At 65.8% G+C, this 19,662-nt stretch carries 14 protein-coding genes; 10 read left to right on the forward strand and 4 right to left on the reverse strand.

Features of this window, described 5'->3' with window-relative positions; genetic code table 11:
- The first annotated feature begins 19 nt into the window (after positions 1 to 19).
- Together llg_RS14095 and llg_RS14100 are read left to right on the forward strand one after the other, a co-directional pair.
- A complete protein-coding gene (locus tag llg_RS14095) occupies positions 20 to 1,015 on the forward strand; it encodes a substrate-binding domain-containing protein (RefSeq protein WP_338285316.1) in 996 nt (331 codons plus the stop codon).
- A 7-nt stretch (positions 1,016 to 1,022) separates the two neighbouring features.
- Positions 1,023 to 2,519, forward strand: coding sequence for a sugar ABC transporter ATP-binding protein (locus llg_RS14100; RefSeq protein WP_338285317.1), 1,497 nt, complete (start codon positions 1,023 to 1,025; stop codon positions 2,517 to 2,519).
- Positions 2,520 to 3,544: 1,025 nt separating this feature from the next.
- On the opposite strand, the gene llg_RS14105 is transcribed toward llg_RS14100, so the two are convergent.
- A complete protein-coding gene (locus llg_RS14105) occupies positions 3,545 to 5,215 on the reverse strand; it encodes a glycoside hydrolase family 43 protein (protein ID WP_338285318.1) in 1,671 nt (556 codons plus the stop codon).
- A gap of 345 nt (positions 5,216 to 5,560) precedes the next feature.
- Here llg_RS14105 and llg_RS14110 point away from each other — a divergent pair, with 345 nt between their 5' ends.
- The 6 genes from llg_RS14110 to llg_RS14135 all read left to right on the forward strand — a co-directional run bounded on the left by llg_RS14110 (position 5,561) and on the right by llg_RS14135 (position 13,086).
- On the forward strand, positions 5,561 to 7,741 hold the full coding sequence (locus llg_RS14110) for a rhamnogalacturonan lyase B N-terminal domain-containing protein (RefSeq protein WP_338285319.1): 2,181 nt from the start codon (positions 5,561 to 5,563) through the stop codon (positions 7,739 to 7,741).
- A 36-nt stretch (positions 7,742 to 7,777) separates the two neighbouring features.
- Entirely contained in the window at positions 7,778 to 9,400 is a 1,623-nt protein-coding gene (locus llg_RS14115) for a rhamnogalacturonan lyase B N-terminal domain-containing protein (protein WP_338285320.1), read from the forward strand.
- A 19-nt stretch (positions 9,401 to 9,419) separates the two neighbouring features.
- Complete coding sequence (locus tag llg_RS14120; protein WP_338285321.1) at positions 9,420 to 10,343, forward strand: alpha/beta hydrolase; 924 nt, start codon at positions 9,420 to 9,422, stop codon at positions 10,341 to 10,343.
- Between the two features lie 8 nt (positions 10,344 to 10,351).
- The gene (locus llg_RS14125; protein WP_338285322.1) at positions 10,352 to 11,170 is read left to right on the forward strand and encodes a sialate O-acetylesterase; all 819 of its coding nucleotides are present in this window, start codon (positions 10,352 to 10,354) and stop codon (positions 11,168 to 11,170) included.
- 13 nt (positions 11,171 to 11,183) lie between these two features.
- The gene (locus tag llg_RS14130; RefSeq protein ID WP_338285323.1) at positions 11,184 to 11,924 is read left to right on the forward strand and encodes an SGNH/GDSL hydrolase family protein; all 741 of its coding nucleotides are present in this window, start codon (positions 11,184 to 11,186) and stop codon (positions 11,922 to 11,924) included.
- Between the two features lie 184 nt (positions 11,925 to 12,108).
- Positions 12,109 to 13,086: a polysaccharide deacetylase family protein gene (locus llg_RS14135; RefSeq protein ID WP_338285324.1), complete on the forward strand. Its 978-nt coding sequence runs from the start codon at positions 12,109 to 12,111 to the stop codon at positions 13,084 to 13,086.
- Positions 13,087 to 13,677: 591 nt separating this feature from the next.
- Here the strand turns inward: llg_RS14135 and llg_RS14140 are convergent.
- From llg_RS14140 to llg_RS14150, 3 genes are all read right to left on the reverse strand, one after another.
- Positions 13,678 to 16,023 carry a beta-galactosidase gene (locus llg_RS14140; protein WP_338285325.1) on the reverse strand — a complete coding sequence of 782 codons (2,346 nt, stop codon included), beginning with the start codon at positions 16,021 to 16,023 and terminating at the stop codon, positions 13,678 to 13,680.
- A gap of 187 nt (positions 16,024 to 16,210) precedes the next feature.
- Complete coding sequence (locus tag llg_RS14145) at positions 16,211 to 16,741, reverse strand: hypothetical protein (RefSeq protein ID WP_338285326.1); 531 nt, start codon at positions 16,739 to 16,741, stop codon at positions 16,211 to 16,213.
- Between the two features lie 34 nt (positions 16,742 to 16,775).
- Entirely contained in the window at positions 16,776 to 17,393 is a 618-nt protein-coding gene (locus tag llg_RS14150) for an alpha-ketoglutarate-dependent dioxygenase AlkB (protein ID WP_338285327.1), read from the reverse strand.
- Positions 17,394 to 17,482: 89 nt separating this feature from the next.
- Between llg_RS14150 and llg_RS14155 the strand changes: the two genes are divergently transcribed.
- Complete coding sequence (locus llg_RS14155) at positions 17,483 to 18,121, forward strand: hypothetical protein (protein WP_338285328.1); 639 nt, start codon at positions 17,483 to 17,485, stop codon at positions 18,119 to 18,121.
- Between the two features lie 264 nt (positions 18,122 to 18,385).
- Complete coding sequence (locus tag llg_RS14160; protein WP_338285329.1) at positions 18,386 to 19,651, forward strand: substrate-binding domain-containing protein; 1,266 nt, start codon at positions 18,386 to 18,388, stop codon at positions 19,649 to 19,651.
- The last annotated feature ends 11 nt before the right edge of the window (positions 19,652 to 19,662 follow it).

A 19,662-nucleotide genomic window follows, 5' to 3' on the forward strand; every position in this document is an offset into this window, starting at 1 on the left:
CACTCCCATAAACCCCACCATGATGAACACCAAATCCCTTCTCGCCTGCGCGATCGTTGCCGCGGGCTGTCTCACCTTCACCGGCTGCACCAAGAAGGCCGCCACCGGCGAGGGCGGCAAACGCAAGGTCCTCATCGGCTTCATTGGCAAGAGCCTGACCAACGACGTCTTCCAGGCCGCGCAGACCGGAGCCAAGGACGCCGCCCGTGAATACTCCGCCAGCCACGACGTGGAGGTGGAGATCGAGATCCGCACGCCGAACGACGAGGACGCCACCAAGCAGGCCGAGGCGATCGAGGCGCTGGTCCGCCAGGGCGCGCAGGGCATCGCGATCTCCTGCTCCGAGGCGAACACCGTGCAGCCCGCGATCGACAAGGCGGTGGCCAAGGGCGTGGCGGTGATGTGCTTCGACTCCGATGCTCCCGGCAGCAAGCGCTTCGCCTACTACGGCACCGACGACAAGTCGTGTGGCGAGCGCACCGTGGACGAACTGGCGAAGGCGATGGGCAACAAGGGCAGCATCGCGATCCTCGGCGGCAACCAGAGCGCGCCGAATCTCCAGAACCGCGTGGCGGGTGCCAAGGCGGCGCTGGCGAAGTATCCGGAGATGAAGCTCAACGAGCCCGGCGTGTTCTACCACGTGGAAACGCCGGAGAAGGCGGCGGAGGCGGTGCAGTCCGCGCAGAACGCCAACCCGGGCATCCAGGGCTGGGCGTTCATCGGCGGTTGGCCGCTGTTCACCGCGGACGCGCTGAAGTGGCCCGCGGGTTCGATCAAGGTGGCGTCGGTCGACGCGCTGCCGGCGCAGCTCGGCTACCTGAAATCCGGCCACGTGGAGGTGCTGCTGGCTCAGGATTGCTACGGCTGGGGCACGAAGTCGGTGGGCATCCTGCTCGACAAGGTGCTGGACAACAAATCGCCCGCCGACGCGCGGGTGGTCGATCCGCTCACGAAGGTGACGAAGGAGAATGTCGATGGGTTCGGCAAGAACTGGGAGAAGTGGCTCGCCAAGTGATTTTGCCATGAACGACTCCGGCTTCATCCGTTTCGACGGCATCACCAAGGTCTTCGGCGGGGTTACCGCGCTGAAGGACGTCTCCCTCGCGATCGGCCGCGGCGAGTGCCACGGCCTGATGGGGGAGAACGGCGCGGGCAAGTCCACGCTGGGCAAGGTGCTGGCGGGCATCCACCGGCCGGACGGCGGCGGGCTGGAGATCGACGGCACCGCCCATGCCTTCTCCTCGCCGCGCGACGCGCAGGCGGCGGGGGTGGCGATGGTCCACCAGGAGCTGGCGTTCTGCCCGGACCTGAGCGTGGCGGAGAACCTGTGCATGGGCCGCTACCCGCGCCGCCGGGGGATGCTGGACCGGGCGGCGATGGCGCGGGAGGCCGCGCGGCTGCTCGGCGACATCGGCATCGAGCTGGACGTGTGGCAGCCGATGCGCAGCCTTTCCACCGCGCAGGAGCAACTGGTGCAGATCGCCGCGGCGGTGGGCACGAACCCGCGGATCATCGTCTTCGACGAGCCGACCAGCTCGCTGGCGGAGCCGGACGCGCAGAACCTCTTCCGGCTGATCGAAAGCCTCAAGGACCGCGGGATCACGACGATCTACGTTTCCCACCGGATGCCGGAACTGTTCCGCCTCTGCGACCGCATCAGCGTGCTACGGGACGGACAGTATGTGGGGACGCTGGCGAAGGCCGAGATGACGCACGACGCGGTGGTCTCAATGATGATCGGGCGCAGCGTGCAGGACTACCTTCCCGCCCACGGCGACCGCCGGGTGGGGGAGGTGGTGCTGAGCGTGCGCGACCTGAGCTCGCCGGGGAAATTCCGCGGCGTGTCGTTCGACGTGCGGGCCGGTGAGATCGTCGGCTTCGCCGGGCTGGTGGGCGCGGGCCGCAGCGAGATCGCGCAAGCGATCTTCGGGCTCGATCCACGCGCGACCGGCACGGTGACGATCGGCGGCGAGACGCTGAAGCTCGGCTCGATCCGGGCCTCGCTCGCGGCCGGGGTGGGGCTGGTGCCGGAGGACCGGAAGCGCCAGGGCTGCGTGCTGGGGATGTCGTGCCGCTCGAACATCGGCATGGCCATCCTCGACCGGTTGCGGCGTTTCGGGGTGCTCGACCACGCGGGCGAGAAGCAAGTGGCGGAGGAGTATTTCGCGAAGCTGCGGGTGAAGGCGGCGTCGCTGGACGCGCCGGTGAACTCGCTGAGCGGGGGCAACCAGCAGAAGGTGGTGCTGGCGAAGTGGCTGGCCCGCGGTGGGAAGTTCCTGATCGTGGACGAGCCGACGCGCGGGGTGGATGTCGGCGCGAAGGCGGCGATCCACGCGCTGGTGGACGACCTGGCGCAGCAGGGGCTGGCGGTGATGCTGGTGTCCTCGGAGTTGCCGGAGCTGCTGAACCTTTCGACGCGGGTGCTGGTGATGCGGGAGGGCGACCTGGTGGGCGAGCTGCCGCATGAGACGGCGACGCAGGATGCGGTGCTGCGCCTGATGGCGGGGGTGGCGGCGTAGGGTGTTGTGTGAAAGATTATTTTAACCGCAATCGAGCAAAGCGAGATGGACCCACAGTCTCATTCCTAAAAGCATGGGTCAAATGAACGCAGATGGACGTTAATGGAAGAGGATGAGGATGGCTTTGGGAGGAGCTCAGGCCCTTTTGGACAGAATTAACAGAATTTTGCAGGATTAACAAAATGGAGAAGAGAGGCTGGCTCGTGACGGCATCGGTGTTTGTCCTCTTTTGTTCATTCTGTTTGACCAAGGCGACGACATCTCGGGGAGGGTGATTCGATCTTGGAGGGGAGCGCGGCCGGGTGCGGAGGCCTGCGGGATTTCATTTCCGATTCCTTCCGTGGAGCCGGGGTGGATTTCTCGCCTCCCTCCGGGAGGCATTTTATTCCGCGGGGTGGGTCCGGTGGCGGCGTCGCTACGCTCCTTGCCGACCGGCTAATTTCTGCTGCCCCTGCCGGGGCGAAAGAGTGCCCACTCTCGATAGACGATGTGTATAAGGAATGAGGGCGATGTCCTGGGCTATCGCATGACGCCCCTTTGGGGCTGGTGGAAGGTCGGTTCGGTCGAGCGGGGCATCATCCTTGAGGCGTGCGAATCCGGAGCTTGTTGGGGCGGATTTCTCTCCCGCGCACGGCGTCCACCGCCCGGTCATCTCGGCGAGATGCCCCTACCTCCAGGGGTGGGCTGCAAAGGTAGGGTCGCACCGCCGGGGCGACCGGGTCGAACGGTTGCGTCTGCCGCCACGGGCGCGTCCCATCGCTTCGTTTGGTGGGACGGTGTCCTGTTTGCGCACGGCGTCCACCGCCCGGTCATCTCGGCGAGATGACCCTACCTCCAGAGGCGGGCTGCAAAGGTAGGGTCGCACCGCCGGGGCGACCGGGTCGAACAGTTATGTCCGCTGCCACGGGCGCGTCCCGTCGCTTCGTTTGGTGGGACGGTGTCCTGTTTGCGGACGACGTTTTTCCGCCCGGTCATCTCGGCGAGATGACCCTACCTCCAGAGGTCCGGCTTCCGGGGGGGATTTGTTAGAGAGCGGGGGCGGTGGCGTGGTCGAGGGCGAAGGCGGAGGCGGAGGCGGAGGGGGGCTTGATGGCGTCCTGCTCGAGGTAGAGGAAGTGGGGGAAGTCGGCGTGCAGTCCCCGGCCGGTGAGGTCCTGGCAGCAGAGGCCGACGAAGGCACCGGTGAAGCCGAGGTGGGAGTGATCGTCCGAGAGGATCGCGCCATTGAGGACGGGGCCGATGGGTTGCCAGTCCCCGTCGGCGACGGCGTATTCGAATTGCAGGGCCGCGCCCTTCAGGGTCAGGCGCATGTCGATCCCGCCATGGGCAGGGACGGGGATGTCATGCTCGAGGAGCTCGCGGCTTTCCGCGGCATCGGTGGCGATGATGTTGAGCGTGCGGCCGAGCTGTTCATCGTGGCTGAGGCGGAGGTAGTAGTGGTTCTCGGTATCGTAGTAGGCGATGAGGCCGGCCATCTGCTGGAAGCTCTCCGGCTGGAACTCGACCGAAGTTTCGACGCGAATGTCGAAGGACTGCACGCGGCGGGCGATGAGGCTCTGGCGGAAGGTGCTGACGGTGGGTTCGCCGCCTTTCAGCCGCAGGTAGCCGGAGCGGTCGCCGAGACTCAGCCAGTCCTCCGTGATCGGGCGGCGGAGGCTTTGGAAATGGAGATCGAGCACCGGGGAATCGAAGCGGCCATCCCATGGCTCGTCCTCGAAGGGGGCGGGCGGGAGGCCGAGGGGGGCGGCGGTTTCCACGAGGGGGAGGATGCCGCCGTGGGCGAGGCGCAGCCAGCCATCGTCGTGCCACTCGCATTTCTGGAGGGCGGTTTCGCGGCCGAGCGTGCAGTGCCGGCCATCGATGGGGCGGCCGCAGAGGTGGGCGAGGTACCACTCGCCGTGCTGGGTTTCGACCAGCGAGCCGTGGCCGGCCTTTTGAAGCGTGATCTCGGGATGGCCCCAGGAGCTGAGGAGGTGCTTCCCGGGCAGGAGTTCATAGGGCCCCTCGATGGTGCGGGAGCGGGCGAGGGTGGCGGCGTGGGCGTACTCGGTGCCGCCCTCGGCGGTGAGGAGGTAGTAGTAGCCGTCCCGCTTGTAGAGGTGGGGACCTTCCACGAGTTTCCGATCGGTGCCGGTGAAGATGTTTTTGATGGGGCCGATCAACTTGCGGGTGCGCGGGCAGTATTCCTGGAGCAGGATGCCGGCGAAGCGGTTGTTCTGCTTGCGGTGGTCCCACAGCATGTTGAGCAGCCACTTGCGGCCGTCGTCATCGTGGAAGAGGGAGGGGTCGAAGCCGCTGCTGTTCAGGAACACCGGATCGGACCACGGGCCGGTGATGTCCGGGGCGGTGACGAGGTAGTTGTAGGCGACCTTGTAGGGCTCGCGCTTCCAGTATTTGACGTCGGTGTAGATGAGGTGGAAGAGGCCGTCCGAGTGGGTGAGGCAGGGAGCCCAGATGCCGCCGGAGTCGGGATTCCCGGTCATATCGAGCTGGCCGGGGCGATCGAGCACGCGGGTGAGCAGCCGCCAGTTCCGCAGGTCGCGGGAGTGATGGATCTGGACGCCGGGGAACCACTCGAAGGTGGAGGTGGCGAGGTAGTAGTCATCGCCGACGCGGAGGATCGACGGGTCGGGATTGAATCCCTTGAGAACCGGATTCTGGATCGGCAACGAGGAGGCGGAACGCTGGGAGGTCATGAAAGGAGGCGTTCATTTGGCGCGGCGGGCCGGGAAATGCCCGCCGCCAAAGTGAGGCTGGAAGGACGGATGCGGCTCCGTCCGGAAGGGGATGGCAGCGGCAACCACGTTGAATGCAATCGCATCTGGAGGGGGCGGAGGCAAGGAAAAATAAAACGATTAATTGAGGGGGTTGGAGGGGATTCGGCGAAGGGGAGAGAGGGGGGTGGATGGGAGAGTCCGAAACGGTTTACTCCGAACGGGTTATTGTCCGCGCGGCGGTAATCGCGAAAATGATCCGACCCGGGTCCACGCTGCCGCGCCGATGGCGGCAGGCCGATGGGATGTCCGTGCCACCGCCCGCAGTTGAAAACCCAGTCCAATCCGATCGACCTCCACCGGCCCGGACGTGCCTTCCGGCTGCCGTGGCTGGCCGCGCTGTGGGGCGGGTTCCTCGGGTCCGCGACGATGGCCTTCGGTGCCTTCGGGGTGACGACGACCAGCACCTACTACACGGTGGACAGCGGGGCGGGGCTGGTGTTCCGCGTGGTGAGGGCGAATGGCGGGATCGACTCGATCAAGCTGGACGGGACCGAACTGAACAACACCACGAAGGCCTCGGTGATCGCGTCCGGCCTGGGCTCCACGGGGACGACCACGAGCGTGTGGTCCGATGCGAACACGGTGATGGTGACGGCGGCGACGGATGCGAGCAACGGGGTGGTGGCGGGGATGACGCACTACTACATCGTCCGTAAGAACGAGAACACGATCTACATGGCCACCCATTCGCTGAACGAACCGGGGGTGGGCGAGCAGCGGTGGGTCACGCGGTTGCAGAGCGCGCTGTTCACCGGCACGCCGGTGGAATCGACCGTGCGGGACAGCACGGGGGCGATCGAGTCCACCGACGTTTTCGGAATGGCGGATGGCACCACGCGCAGCAAGTACTACGGGAACCAGCGGGCGAAGGACCTGCTGCTGCGCGGCGTGACGGGCACCGGGCGCGGCTTGTTCGTGGCCTATGGCAACCGTGAGAGTGCCTGCGGCGGCCCGTTTTTCCGGGACATCCAGAACCAGAGTGGATCGGACACCGAGGTCTACAACTACATGAACTCGGGGCACAACCAGACGGAAGCCTGGCGCACCGGGGTGCTGCATGGTCCCTATGCGCTGATGTTCACGGATGGCTCGACGCCCGCGGTGCCGGACATGGGCTTCATCGCGAACCTGGGGCTGACCGGCTACGTGCCCGCCAGCGGTCGAGGTGCCGTGAGCATTCCGGCGATCACCGGCCGGGATGCGAGCCACGCCTACACGGTGGGTTTCGCGAACGCGCCGGCGCAGTATTGGTTCGATGCCGATCCCACGAGCGGCGCGGTGAACTGCACGGGCATGAAGCCGGGCAGCTACACGCTCACCGTTTATAAGAACGAGCTGTCCGTTTACTCGGCCACGGTCGGTGTGACGGCGGGGCAGACGACGGCGCTGTCCGCCATCGCGCTGACCGGCGATCCCTCGCGCACGGTGCCGCTGTGGCGGATCGGGAACTGGGATGGAACGCCGCTGGAGTTTCTCAACGGCGGGAACCTCACGTGGATGCATCCCTCGGATGTCCGCCAGGCGTCGTGGACGCCGGGGACCTACACGGTGGGCACGAGCACGGCGGCGACGGGTTTCCCGGCGTGCCAGTGGAAGGACGTGAACGGCACGATGAACGTGAGTTTCAACCTCACGGCGGCGCAGTTGAACGCGTGCACGGTGCGCATCGGCATCACGGCGTCCTACGGCGGGGCGAGGCCGCAGATCCGGATGAACACGTGGTCGTCGGCGATCCCGAGTCCATCGTCGCAGCCGGACTCACGCAGCCTCACGATCGGCACCTACCGCGGGAACAACACGCTCTATACCTACGCCGTGCCGGCGAGCGCGCTGGTGGCGGGGACGAACACGCTCACGATCTGGGCGGTGAGCGGATCGGGTGGCACGGGCTACCTTTCGCCCGGCTACGCGGTGGATTGCGTGGACGTTTATCCGACGAGTCCCGGTACGGTGCTCGATGTGCCCGCGATTCCCGGAAATGCGGTGGCGCTGGGCTTGTCCGGGCCGGGTGGCGTGTTTCTCCACTGGGGCGCGGTGGCGGGTGCGGCGATGTACGAGATTCGTCGTGCCTCGTCCGCGCAGGGGCCGTGGAGCGTGGTGGCGGGCGGGCTGACGTCGACCTCGTGGACGGACACCGACGTGGCGGCGGGCGGTGGATACCTGTATCGCATTTCGGCGGTGAACACGAGCGGGACGGGGATCGCGGCGGCGCTGGCGATTGATCCATCGGACCGCGGAACCCTGTTCGCGGCCAGCGTCGCGCGGGTGCCGCAGGGCTTCACGCTCACGTGGCCGTCCGCCACCGGAGTGACTTTCGAGATCCGCCGTGCCACCACCTTGGACGGGCCGTGGGCGGTGATCGGCAGCGTGACCGGCACGGGCTCCTTCACCGACACCGCTCCGCCCGCGGCGCGGGCTTTCTATCGCGTGGCCCTGGTGCCATAGTTTCCCATTTTGAACCACCGACTCCATTCCCACGACATGAAACCAACCGGACGCCTCGCGGTCCTTTCCAGCCTGCTCGTCCTTTCCGCCGCTCCGCTCCACGCGGAGTTCGGAGTGGTCACCGATGCCAAGGCCTACACCGTGGACAGCGGGGCGGGCCTCGTTTTCCGAGTGAACCGCTCCACCGGCAACCTCGAGTCGATCAAGCTGAACGGCACGGAGTTGAACGGCAAGAAGGCCTCGGGCATCGCCTCCGGGCTGGGTCCCCAGGGGACGACGACCGCGGTTTGGTCGGACGTGAACACGGTGAAGATCACGGTGGCGACGACGGCCGAGAACCAGGTGGCCGCGAACTTCACGCAGTACTACATTGTCCGTAGGAACGAGAACACGATCTACATGGCCACCCATGCGGTGAACGAGCCGCGGGTGGGGGAGCTGCGCTGGATCACACGCCTGCAGGGATCGCTGTTTCCGAACACGCCGGAGGATTCCACCACCCGTGGGACCACCAAGGGGGTGGAGTCGAAGGATGTCTTCGGGACCGAGGACGGGATCACGCGCAGCAAGTACTACGGGAACCAGCGTGCGAAGGACCTGTCGATCCGCGGTGTGAGCGGTTCCGGGCGGGCCGCGTTCATGGTGTATGGGAACCGCGAGAGCTCCAGCGGCGGGCCGTTCTACCGGGACATCCAGAACCAGAGCGGGTCGGATTCCGAGGTCTACAACTACATGAACTCCGGCCATGCCCAGACGGAGGAACGGCGGCTCGGCGTGCTCTTCGGGCCGTATGCGCTGATGTTCACCACCGGGGCCACGCCGCCGGTCCCGGACATGGGATTCATCGCGAACCTCGGGCTCACCGGGTATGTGCCGGTTTCCGGTCGTGGCAAGGTGGTCGTGCGCGGGATCGGCGGTCGGGATGCAAGCATGCCCTACACGGTGGCCTTCGCGAATGCGACGGCGCAGTATTGGACGGATGCCTCGCGCACCGATGGCTCCGCCACCTGCGCGAACATGAAGCCGGGCAGCTACACGATGACGGTCTACAAGAACGAGCTGGCGGTTTACACCGCGCCGGTGAGCGTCGCCGCGGGCCAGGCCACCACGTTGCCGCCGATCACCATCACCACCGATCCGGCCGCGAATCCGGCGTTGTGGCGCATCGGGGTGTGGGATGGGACGCCGCTGGAGTTCCGGAACGGCCCGAACCTCACGCGCATGCATCCGTCGGACAAGCGGCAGGCGCCGTGGTCCGGGGGGGTGTTCACGGTTGGGAAAAGCAAGGTGTCCGATTTCCCGGCGGTGACGTGGCGTGGCGTGAACGAGCCGGTGACGGTTTCCTTCACGCTGACCCCGGCGCAGGTGAAGGACTGCACCATCCGGATCGGCACCACGACTTCGTTTTCCGGCGGCAGGCCGGCGATCACGCTGAACTCGACATGGAGCGCGCCGATGCAGAAGCCGGTGGGCCAGCCGGATTCGCGATCGCTGACGATCGGCACCTATCGCACGAACTACGGCTTCTTTAGTTTCCGGGTGCCGGCGAAGGCGCTGGTGGCGGGGGAGAACAAGCTGGAGATCAAGATCACGTCCGGGAATGGCGGCAGCGGTTTCCTGAGCCCGAGCTTCGCGATCGATTGCGTGGACTTCTATTGAATCGAGCCTCGTCCGATCCATGCGCGCGCTGTTGTCATCCATCCTGCTTTCCTTGCCAGCGGTTCTTTCCGGGGCTGATTCCAATCCACCGCCGACCTTCGCGAATGTCGCCTACGGGACGCATCCGCGGCAGGTGATGGACGTGTGGAAGGCGGAGTCGGCGAAGCCCGCGCCGGTGGTGTTCCACATTCACGGCGGCGGCTGGGTGAAGGGCGACAAGAGGGAGGTGAAGGAGGTTTCCGCCTACCTCACCGCGGGCATTTCGGTGGTCTCGATCAATTATCGGTACAGCACCCAGGCGCAGGAAACCGGAGTGATGCCACCGGTGGAGTGGCCGGTCCATGATGCGGCGCAGGCGCTCCAGTTCGTGCGCTCGAAGGCGGGGGAGTGGAATCTCGACAAGAAGCGCATCGCCGCGACCGGGGCCTCGGCGGGTGCGTGCTCCAGCCTGTGGCTGGCGTTCCATGATGATCTGGCGGACCCGTCCAACTCTGATCCGGTGGCGCGGGAGTCGACCCGGCTGCTGTGCGCGGCGGTGGAGATCGCGCAGACGTCGCTCGATCCGCTGCTGCTCAAGGAGTGGACGCCGAACAGCCGCTATGGCGGCCACGCGTTCGGGCTGATGGACCCGAAGGACCTCAAGACACGGGACACGCGCTTCGCCGAGTTCCTGGAGCGCCGTTCGGAGTTCCTGCCGTGGATCCGTGAATACTCGCCGATGGAGCACGCCAGCGCGGGCGATCCGCCGGTGTATTTGTTTTATCCCGCCGCGCCCTCGATCGGGCAGGACCAGAGGGATCCGACCCACACCGCGAACTTCGGGGTGAAGCTGAAGGAGACGCTCGATGGCCTGCACCTGGCCTGCGAGCTGGTCTATCCCGGTGCGCCGGAGGTGAAGCATCCCACCGTGGAGTCCTACCTCATCGATACTTTGACCCATTGATAACCACCATGAAACCATCCGCTCTTTTCGTTTCCCTCCTTCTCGCCGGTCCTCTGCTCCACGCGAAGGAACCCGTGGCTCCCGAGAAGGAAGCCGCCGCGCCGGAGCGCACGATCGTCCAGCCACCGGCGAAGGAGAAGCTCCGTGTCTACCTGCTGATGGGGCAATCGAACATGGCCGGTCGCGACACCCGTGAGCTGGACAAGCAGAAGACCAGCCCGCGGGTGATCGCGATCACGCCCGAGGGCCAGTGGTACGTGGCGAAGGATCCGATCCACGAGAAGCACGGCCGCACCGAGTCCGGAGTGGGCCCGGGCATTCCGTTCGCCATGGAAATGATCAAAGCCGATCCGGCGGTGACGATCGGGCTGGTACCCTGCGCGGTCGGCGGCACGCCGCTGAAGCGCTGGGTGAAGGGCGGCGACCTCTACCAGCAGGCGCTGGAGCGCGCGAAGCCCGCGCTGCAGGCCGGAACGCTCGCCGGGGTGCTGTGGCTCCAGGGTGAGAGCGACACCGACAAGCAGCCGTGGGCCGATCGTTATGAGGCCGAGCTGACGAAGATGCTCAAGGACCTCCGCGCCGACCTGGGCGCTCCGGAGCTTCCCATCGTGGTCGGGCAGATCGGCGATTTCCTCCAGAAGGAAAAGTATCCGTATGCCGATACGGTGCGCGCCGCGATCAAGAAGATCGGCACCGGCACGCCGAACACCGGCTATGCCGATTCCGCCGGTCTCGGCGACAAGGGCGACCATCTCCATTACTCCGCCGAGGCCCAGCAGCAGATGGGCGCCCGTTTCGCGAAAGCGATGCAGTCGTTGAAAAAATAACCCGCTCCCCGTCATGAAATATCTCTGTCGTTTCCTGCTGTGCTGCTCGCTCGTGTCCGCCCTGGGGGGGATCGCGCCGCGGGCCACCGCCGCCGAAGAACCCGCGCCCCTGCCCGTGAAGGTCTTCAAGGATCTGAAGGCGGGGCAGAAGAAGAACGTGGTCGTGTATGGCACCAGCCTCACGATCAAGGGTGCGTGGGCGCAGGCGCTGAAGGAATACTTCGATGCGAAGTTCCCCGGCCAGGTCACGTTCGTGAACGCCGCCAAGGCGGGCATGCACTCGAACTGGGGGGTCGAGAATTTCCAGAAGCGGGTGCTCGATGCCAAGCCGGACCTGCTCTTCATCGAGTTCTCGATGAACGACGCCGCCACCCCGAACAACGTCCCGCTGGAGAAGTCGAAAGCGAACCTCGACACCATGGTGAAGGCGGCCCGCCAGCAGAATCCGGACGTCGACATCGTGCTCCAGACGATGGACATCGCGTGGGACTCGCCGCGGGTGCCGGAAAAGAAATACGGCAGCGACCGCCCCGAACTCCCCGCCTACTACGAGGTGTACCGGAGCTACGCGCGCGATCACAAGCTGCCGCTGGTGGACAACTATCCGAACTGGCTGAAGATCCAGAAGGAGGAGCCGGAGCGCTACCAGAAGGCCGTGCCCGATGGCATCCACCCGAGCAGCACCAGCAGCCGCGGCATCACCTGGCCCGCCGTCGAGGCGCTGCTCGAAAAGGCCCGTGCCGCGGCTCCTTGACCAACCATTCCTCTCGAGGGTTGTTCGGACATTCTTTGGACAGAATGAACAGAATTTTCAGAATTAACGGTTGGCCGCTTCAGCTTTGAGGGCATCGATCCATTTCGATGCTTCATGTTAATTCTGCCAATTTTGTCAATTCTGTCTCCAGATGGCTCGATGTATCCATGACTCCCGCTTTTCGATGAAACCGTTCCTTTCAGTCGCCGCCCTGGTGGCGCTCATGTCAGTTGCCTCCGCCGAGGCCCCGCGCATCGCCCGATTCTCCGGCGACCGGGCCGCGGCGATCAGCTATACGTTCGACGATGGCCTCCGCGACCAATACACGCTGGCGGTGCCGATGCTCAACGAGGTCGGGTTCAAGGGCACGTTCTTCGTCATTCCGAAATCCGTGGCCGCCACCGTGGAGGACGCGGAGAAGCGGAAGGACGACAAACGCGCGTGGGGCACCATCACGTGGGACGAACTGCGGAAGATGGCCGCGCAGGGCCACGAGATCGGCAGCCACACCTGGTCCCACACCGGCGTCACCAAACAGACGCCGGAGCAGGTGGAGGAGGAACTGGTGAAATCCCGCGACGCGATCGCGAAGGAGATCGGCCGCCCGCCGCTCACGCTCGCTTTTCCTTTCAACCAGACCACGCCGGAGATCACTGCCGCCGCGTTGAAACACTACATCGCTTGCCGCGATTCGCAGCTCGGGGTCGGTGGAGAGCGGTCGACCGTCGAGTGGCTCGACAAGTGGACCGACCAGCAGGTGCGCGACCACAAGTGGGGCGTGGTGATGGCCCATGCGATCGGCAGCGGCTACTCTGCTTTCACCGATCCGGAGATCCTGCGCACCCACCTCCAGCACGTGAAGGCGCGGGAGAAGGAGATCTGGGTCGACACCTTCGCCAATGTGGCGCGCTACACGCGGGAACGTGATGAGGCGAAGCTGGTCCTTGCTGCCAGCGGCAAGGGGAGCGCGACGTTCACGCTGACCTCGGGGCTGGATGCCGCGGTGTTCAACGTGCCGCTGACGATCGTGCTCGATGCTGCGGGCGCGACGAGCGCGAAGGCGGAGCGGAAGGGCGGGGCACTGCCCGCAAGGGTGTCAGGAGGCGTGGTTCAGGTTGATGTCACGCCCGGGGCGGAGCCGGTGACGGTGACGTGGAAGTAAGTGAGGCCGCCCCATTGGACGATGAGATGGGACGGGCCGTTGGGAGCGGACGGGGGTGTGAGACCCGGTCGCCCCGGCGGTGCGACCCTACCTCTGCGGTGTGCCCCTGGAGGTAGGGTCATCTCGCCGAGATGACCGGGCGGTGGAGGTCGTTCGCGGGAAGGAGGCCGCCCCATCGGATGAAGGGGATGGGACGCGCCGGTGGGAGCGGACGGGGGTGTTAGACCCGGTCGCCCCGGCGGTGCGACCCTACCTCTGCGGTGTGCCCCTGGAGGTAGGGTCATCTCGCCGAGATGACCGGGCGGTGGAGGTCGTTCGCGGGAAGGAGGCCGCCCCATCGGATGAAGGGGATGGGACGGGGCGTTGGGAGCGGACGGGGGTGTTAGACCCGGTCGCCCCGGCGGTGCGACCCTACCTCTGCGGTGTGCCTCTGGAGGTAGGGTCATCTCGCCGAGATGACCGGGCGGTGGAGGTCGTTCGCGGGAAGGAGGCCGCCCCATTGGACGATGAGATGGGGCGGGGTCGTGGGAGCGGACGGGGGTGTTTGGGGAGGAAGAACGGGACAGGAATGTCCCTACTCCCAGCCAAGGTTCACTTCACCAGGGCGTCGCCGATGTAGATGCGGTAGTCCTTGATGCGGCCGCCTTCGTTGCCGGAACCCTGGCGCGGGGTGTAGCGGAAGCCGCCGATGGTGGCGGAGGCTCCGAGGTCGATTACCAGGCGGTGCGGGTGCGCGGGCTGCGCGTCCTTCCACTGGGTGTGCCAGAAGTTCGCGGACTGGCCGTCGATGGCGTTGGTAGCGGAGCCGTCCTCGGCCTTCTTCTCCTCGCTGTCGGCATAGCCGATGGTCCACGATTGGTGGGAGATTGAGTTGCCCGCGGGATCGACGAGGTCGAGCTCGGCGATGGCGGCGAACTGCTTGCCATCGTGGGCGCTGAGGCTCTCGATGCAGAACTGCTTGCCCGTGGCGGGAGCGGGGAGTTTCACGAGCTGGACATCGCCGCCGGGGGCGAAGCTGCCGGAGAACGCGGGCTTCACGCCATCGAGCGCGAGCTTGCCGTAGGCGGTCGCCTGGTTGGCGAAGTCGAGCTCGGGACGGAGTTGATCGAGCACCGGCTTCTCCAGACCGGCGAGCACCGGCTGGGTCGGTCCGAGCAGGTCGAGCATGACCACCTCGTTCGCACCCTTCTTCAGCCACGCGCCGGGCAGGAAGGCGGTCTGGGTGGGCCCGATGTTCCAGAAGCGGGACAGGCAGTGGCCGTTGATCCAGATCACGCCCTTGCCCCAGGTGCTGAGGTCCAGGAAGGTGTCCGCCTGTTTCTCCACGGTGAAGGTGCCCTTCCAGAAGGCCGGGCCTTCCGCCGGGCCGGTCTGCCATTTCAGGCCGCCGAGCTGGGCGTCATCGAGGCGCAGCGGATAGACCAGCCATGAGCCGGGGAGGGCGGTTTCCTTGCCATCCGCGCCGACGAGTTGGACGCCATCGTAGAGGCCCTTCCGGTCGTGCACTTCCTTGCCGAAATTCACGTGGCCCATGGCCTCCACCAGGATGTCGAGGCGGCCGGGCTTCTCGCGGGCCGGGAGCTTCACCGAGTAGTTGCGGGTGCGGCGGTCCATGAAGCCGACCTTCTTGCCATCCACGAACACCCAGGCGAAGTCGTGGACCTGGCCGACCTTCAACGTGGCGGCGGGGCCGGCGGGGAGATCGGAACGGTAGACGGTGCAGCCGTGGCCCTGGTCGTAGTACTCCATGCAGTGCACGTCACAATCGGCCACCGGCTCCGGAAGGTTGGCGAAGACCGGGGCGGTCTGGGTGAGCTTGAAGGACGGGATCGCGGCGACGGGGATCGGTGCGGGCGGGTTGGTGAGCTGTTCGCCGGGCTGGAGGTAGCGGCCCATCAGCTCGCGGGTGCGGTTGAACTTGTCACCGGTCCAGCCGGCCTCGCCGATCGGGGCATCGTAGTCGTAGCTGTTGGTGTCCGGCTTGAACGGGCGATCGGTGCCCGGCCACATGCCGAAGGTGGTGCCGCCGTGCGCCATGTAGAGGCTGAAGGAGGCCTTCGCCTTGAGCATGCTTTCCAGCTCCTTGATGTAGCGGTCGGTCTCGCCCTTGTGGTGCGGGCTGCCCCAGGTATCGAACCAACCGGGGTAGTACTCGCCGCACATCAGCGGACCCTTCGGCTGGATCTCGCGGAGCTTCTTGAACGCGCCTTCCGGATCGCGGCCGAAGTTGACCACGTTGAAAAGATCCGGGCGCGCACCGTTGCGGAGGTCGCCGGCGGGATTGCAGGCGAAGAAAGGGATGTTGAAGCCGGCGTCGGCGAGGGCTTTCTTCAGCTCGCCGATGTACTCGGCGTCCTTGCCGTAGGAGCCGTATTCGTTCTCCACCTGGGCCATCAGGATCGGGCCGCCCTTTGTCACCTGGAGCGGTCCGAGCACCCGCCCGACCTCCTTGAACCAGGCAGTGGAGGCTTTCATGAAATCGGCATCGCGGGTGCGGAGCTGGATCTTGTCATTCTTCAGCAGCCACCACGGCAGGCCGCCGCCATCCCACTCCGCGCAGACGTAAGGGCCGGGTCGCAGGACGACCCACAGGCCCTCCTCCTGGGCCATGCGGCAGAACTCCGCGGCATCGGCCTGGCCGGACCAGTTATACTTGCCCGGCTCGAACTCGTGGTAGTTCCAGAATAGGTAAGCGCAGACCGCGTTCATGCCCATCGATTTCAGGAGTTGGAGGCGGTGCCGCCAGTATTCCTTCGGCACGCGGGCGAAGTGCATCTCGCCGGTGCGGATGACGTAGGGCTTCCCGTCCAGCAGGAAAGCCTCGTCCCCGATCGAAAACGTGTGCTTGGCCTCGGCCGGGGCGGCGTGGAGGGTGGAAGCGAACATCCCGGCGGCGATGGCGGCGGGCATCAGGCGTTGGAAGAGGGTGGTCGACATGGGAATGCAATCGAAAGGAACCCCGGATCACCGAACGATCCGGCTGGGAGAATCACGCCAAAAGCAGGCGCCGCCACGGAGTGGAACGGGTGGCATGGAACAAAAGAAACAGCCCCGAGTAAAGAACGCGGGGCTGGGAAATCGAGCGGAAAAACGAACCCGCCCAAATGGGTGGGGTGGATGTGTATTATTTCGACTTATCGGCTTCCGCGGCCTTTGTGGTTGCAACGCCCAGCGCGAGCTTCTGCGCGCCATTGGCGTAAATCTCCACAGGCTTGTCGCCGGTGCACAGGACCGTGCCGCTGAAGGCGAGGCTGCGGTACTGGGAGTTGTTCCCCGACTTGACCTCCACCTGCAGGCCGAGGCTGTAGTTCACGAGGGTGCCCTTGTCGGTCTGGGTGACGTCGTAGCGGACGGTGAGGAGACTGCCGTCCGCGAGCATCGAATCGGACTCGAAACGCGGGCCGGTGCCGGTGAGGGACACGTCGATCTCGCGGTTTTCCCCGACCTTGCCGGTGAGGGCGATCGAGAGGTTACGGTCGGCTTCGCCCGGTTGGCCGGGGTTGTTTTGGAGGCGGATGCGCTGGCGCGGGACCGGTTGGGCCGGGATCGGCTGGACTGGAACCGACGGTGCGACCGGTGGTGGCACCGGCTCCGCGCTGGCGACCGAAAGCGGGAGGGTCAGGATGCCTAACAACAGGAGGATGGAGGATCTCATGGTGGTGATCCGACGCTTATCATGCGGAGGATATTCAAAGAAGTGAATCCTGCGGCTGCATCACGCGGAAAGTCAGGTTGATCCGCGGGGTGGTGATCCTGGCGGCTTTCGGCAGGGCATGGAGCCAGTGGCGCTGGGTGCTGCCCGCCATCACCAGCAGGCTGCCGTGTTCCAAGACCCGCTCCACCTTGTCGCCGTCCCGCTTGTGCTTGAAGACGAACCGCCGCTCCGCGCCGAAACTCAGCGAGGCGATCGGGCTGTCCCGCGCGATCGAGGACTCGTCATCGCTATGCCAGCCCATGCCTTCCTGGCCGCTGGGATAAAGGTTCAGCAGGCAGGAGTTGAAGGAGGCTCCCGCCAGCGGTTCCACGCGGGCCTTCAACTCCAGCAGGGCGGGCGTCCATGGCAGCGGTTGCTTGGTGGTGCCGGAGTAGGTGTAGGCGAGGCCTTCTCCGCCGAACCACGCCACCAGTCGCGCGGTGACGACGCGTTTCCCGAACATCACCACTTCGTCGTGCCGCCACGGCACGGTGTCCCGGAGCTCGTGGAAAAAGCGGTCCGCCTCCGCGGCGGGGAAGACGGGGCCATGGTAGCGGGCGATGCCATCGCGCGGCAGCAGGTTGTCCGCGGGATCGGGGGCGAAGAGGTCCATGGGGTGAAGGAAGGTAGTGTCAGGGAAGGTGAGGAGGCAATTCGCGGCTGGCGGTTTCTTCCTAGCCTTGCATAGCCTCCTGTCCGCCCATGGACACTGTCATCGTCTGCTTCACCACCCGCCAGCGTGGGCTGCCGCATCTGGAGCGGCTCCAGCGGAGCAATCCGGGGAAGCGGATCATGGTGTTCGAAGGCCGGGACGCGAAGCCGGGGCTCGACCGCTACCGGGCGTGGAGCAATTGCGACAAGATGATCCTGGGCTGGTGGCAGGAGACCGGCCGCCACCTGGAGTTCGACCGCGTGGTGTTCCTCGAATGGGACGTGGTGTGCGATGCGGACGTGGACGAGGTTTTTCCCGCCGAGGGGGATTTGATCGCCAAGGAGATCGTCTACCCGGGCCAGAAGTGGAACTGGTGGTGCTACCGGTGGAAGCTGCCGCGGCGTTTCCGGAAAGTCCGCTGCGGGGTGATCCCGCTGGCGGTGATGGCGGTGAGCCGGCGTTGTTTGGACACCATGTTCGCGGATCCGGAAGTGCTCCGGTTGTATGACAAGCATATCTTCTGCGAGCTGCGGTTCCCCACCGCCGCCCGGGCCTGCGGCTTCGAGCCGCAGCCGTGCCCGGCGCTGGAACATGTGTTCTGGGACAAGATCGATGGCGACGCCACGCGGCCTGGAATCTGGCATCCGGTGAAGGCGGCGCTGCCGGTGCCGGTTCCCGCGGGTGGATGATTTCGAAGGAGTCGTGCCGGAGACGGTATGCAATTGTTAGATATTCCCTCGGAATGGGTTTATCCCAAGGGTTTACGGGGATTGCGGAAAATCCTGCTAATTTCTGGTGACAACCGAGCGAATTTTGGTTCAATCCGCCTGTCTTTTTAGGTCCCGTCTGGCCCCCTTGTTTGTCCCTCGTCTGCAGGCAGATGTTTTTTCCTGCCGCCCGTTTTAGATCGGCCCCGCATTGCGCCGATCCGAACCAAGGAACCAGACCCCGATATGTACCTAAATACCTCTACCGTACCCACGAACCTGCTTGCCCAGGACCAGGCTGCCGCTTTCGCGACGCCGGGTCGTATCGGCCGCCGGCCGGTGATGCTGCTCGCCCTCGGCATCCAGGACCCGGCGCTGCTGGAAGGGATCACCGAGTGGGCTCGTGCCAATGAATGGGACGTGGACCTCTCCAGCGTCCGCCATGGCCAACTGCCGCCCGCCTCCGGATTCGACGGCGTGCTCACCACCGTGAGCAACCAGAAGATCGCCAACTGGCTGTCCCGCCTCGATTGTCCGGTGGTCCGGATGCTGGACGCCACCTTTCCGAAGCTTGCCCGCGCCACCGCCCAGTACCCCGCGGTGAACTACGACGCCGAGGCCGCCGGTCGCTTGGGGGCGGAACACCTGCTTACCGTCGGTCGTCCGACGTTCGTGTTCTGCCGCCAGTCGGTCGGGTCCGAGTCCCTGGCGACGAAGCGTGGCTTCGTCCGCGCGATCCGCGAGTCCGGCCGCGAGCCGGTGGTGCTCGATTTCATGAAGGACAACCCGGAGCTGTCCCGGAACCACGCCGCGCCGCGCGACCTTGTCCGCGAGTGGATGGTGGCGAAGCTCCAGGCGCTGCCGCTGCCGGTGGCGATCATGGCGGATGACGACCGCTGCGCGCTGGACCTGATGGCCGCGGCGCGATCGATCGGCCTGAGCGTGCCGGGGGATCTGGCGATCCTCGGCAGCCAGAACCAGCGCCACCTCCTCGGGGTCTCGCCGGTGGAGATTTCCTCGGTGGATGTGAACCTGCAGGAAGTGGGTCGCTCCGCGGCGGCGCTGCTGGCGGATCTGGTCAATGGCGCGAAGAAGCCGGGCCGCCCGCTGCTGGTGCAGCCGGTGCAGGTGGATGCCCGCGCCTCGACCTCTCTCTACATCGGGCCGCACCGTGGCGTGCGCCGCGCGATGAGCTTCATTCGCGAGAATTTCGCGCAGCCGCTCACCGTGGCGGATGTGGCGAAGCAGGCGGGTCTGACGGCCCGCGGCCTGCAGAAGGCGTTGCTCCAGGAAGCCGGCCTCACGTTGGTGAAGGAGATCACGCGCCTGCGCCTGGAGGCGGCGATGCGCCTGCTCGGGGAGACCGCCTACAATCTCAATGAGATCGCGGAGCGCACCGGACTGGGCGACGCGAAGAACCTCTGCCGCCTGTTCCAGAAATACCACGGCGTGACCCCGCGCAAGTGGCGCGATGGCAAACGCCAGAGCCTGGAAAACATGGCCGCCTGCTGAGGCCGATCCAT

It is taken from the genome of Luteolibacter sp. LG18, from assembly GCF_036322585.1.
Classification (GTDB): Bacteria; Verrucomicrobiota; Verrucomicrobiia; order Verrucomicrobiales; family Akkermansiaceae; genus Luteolibacter.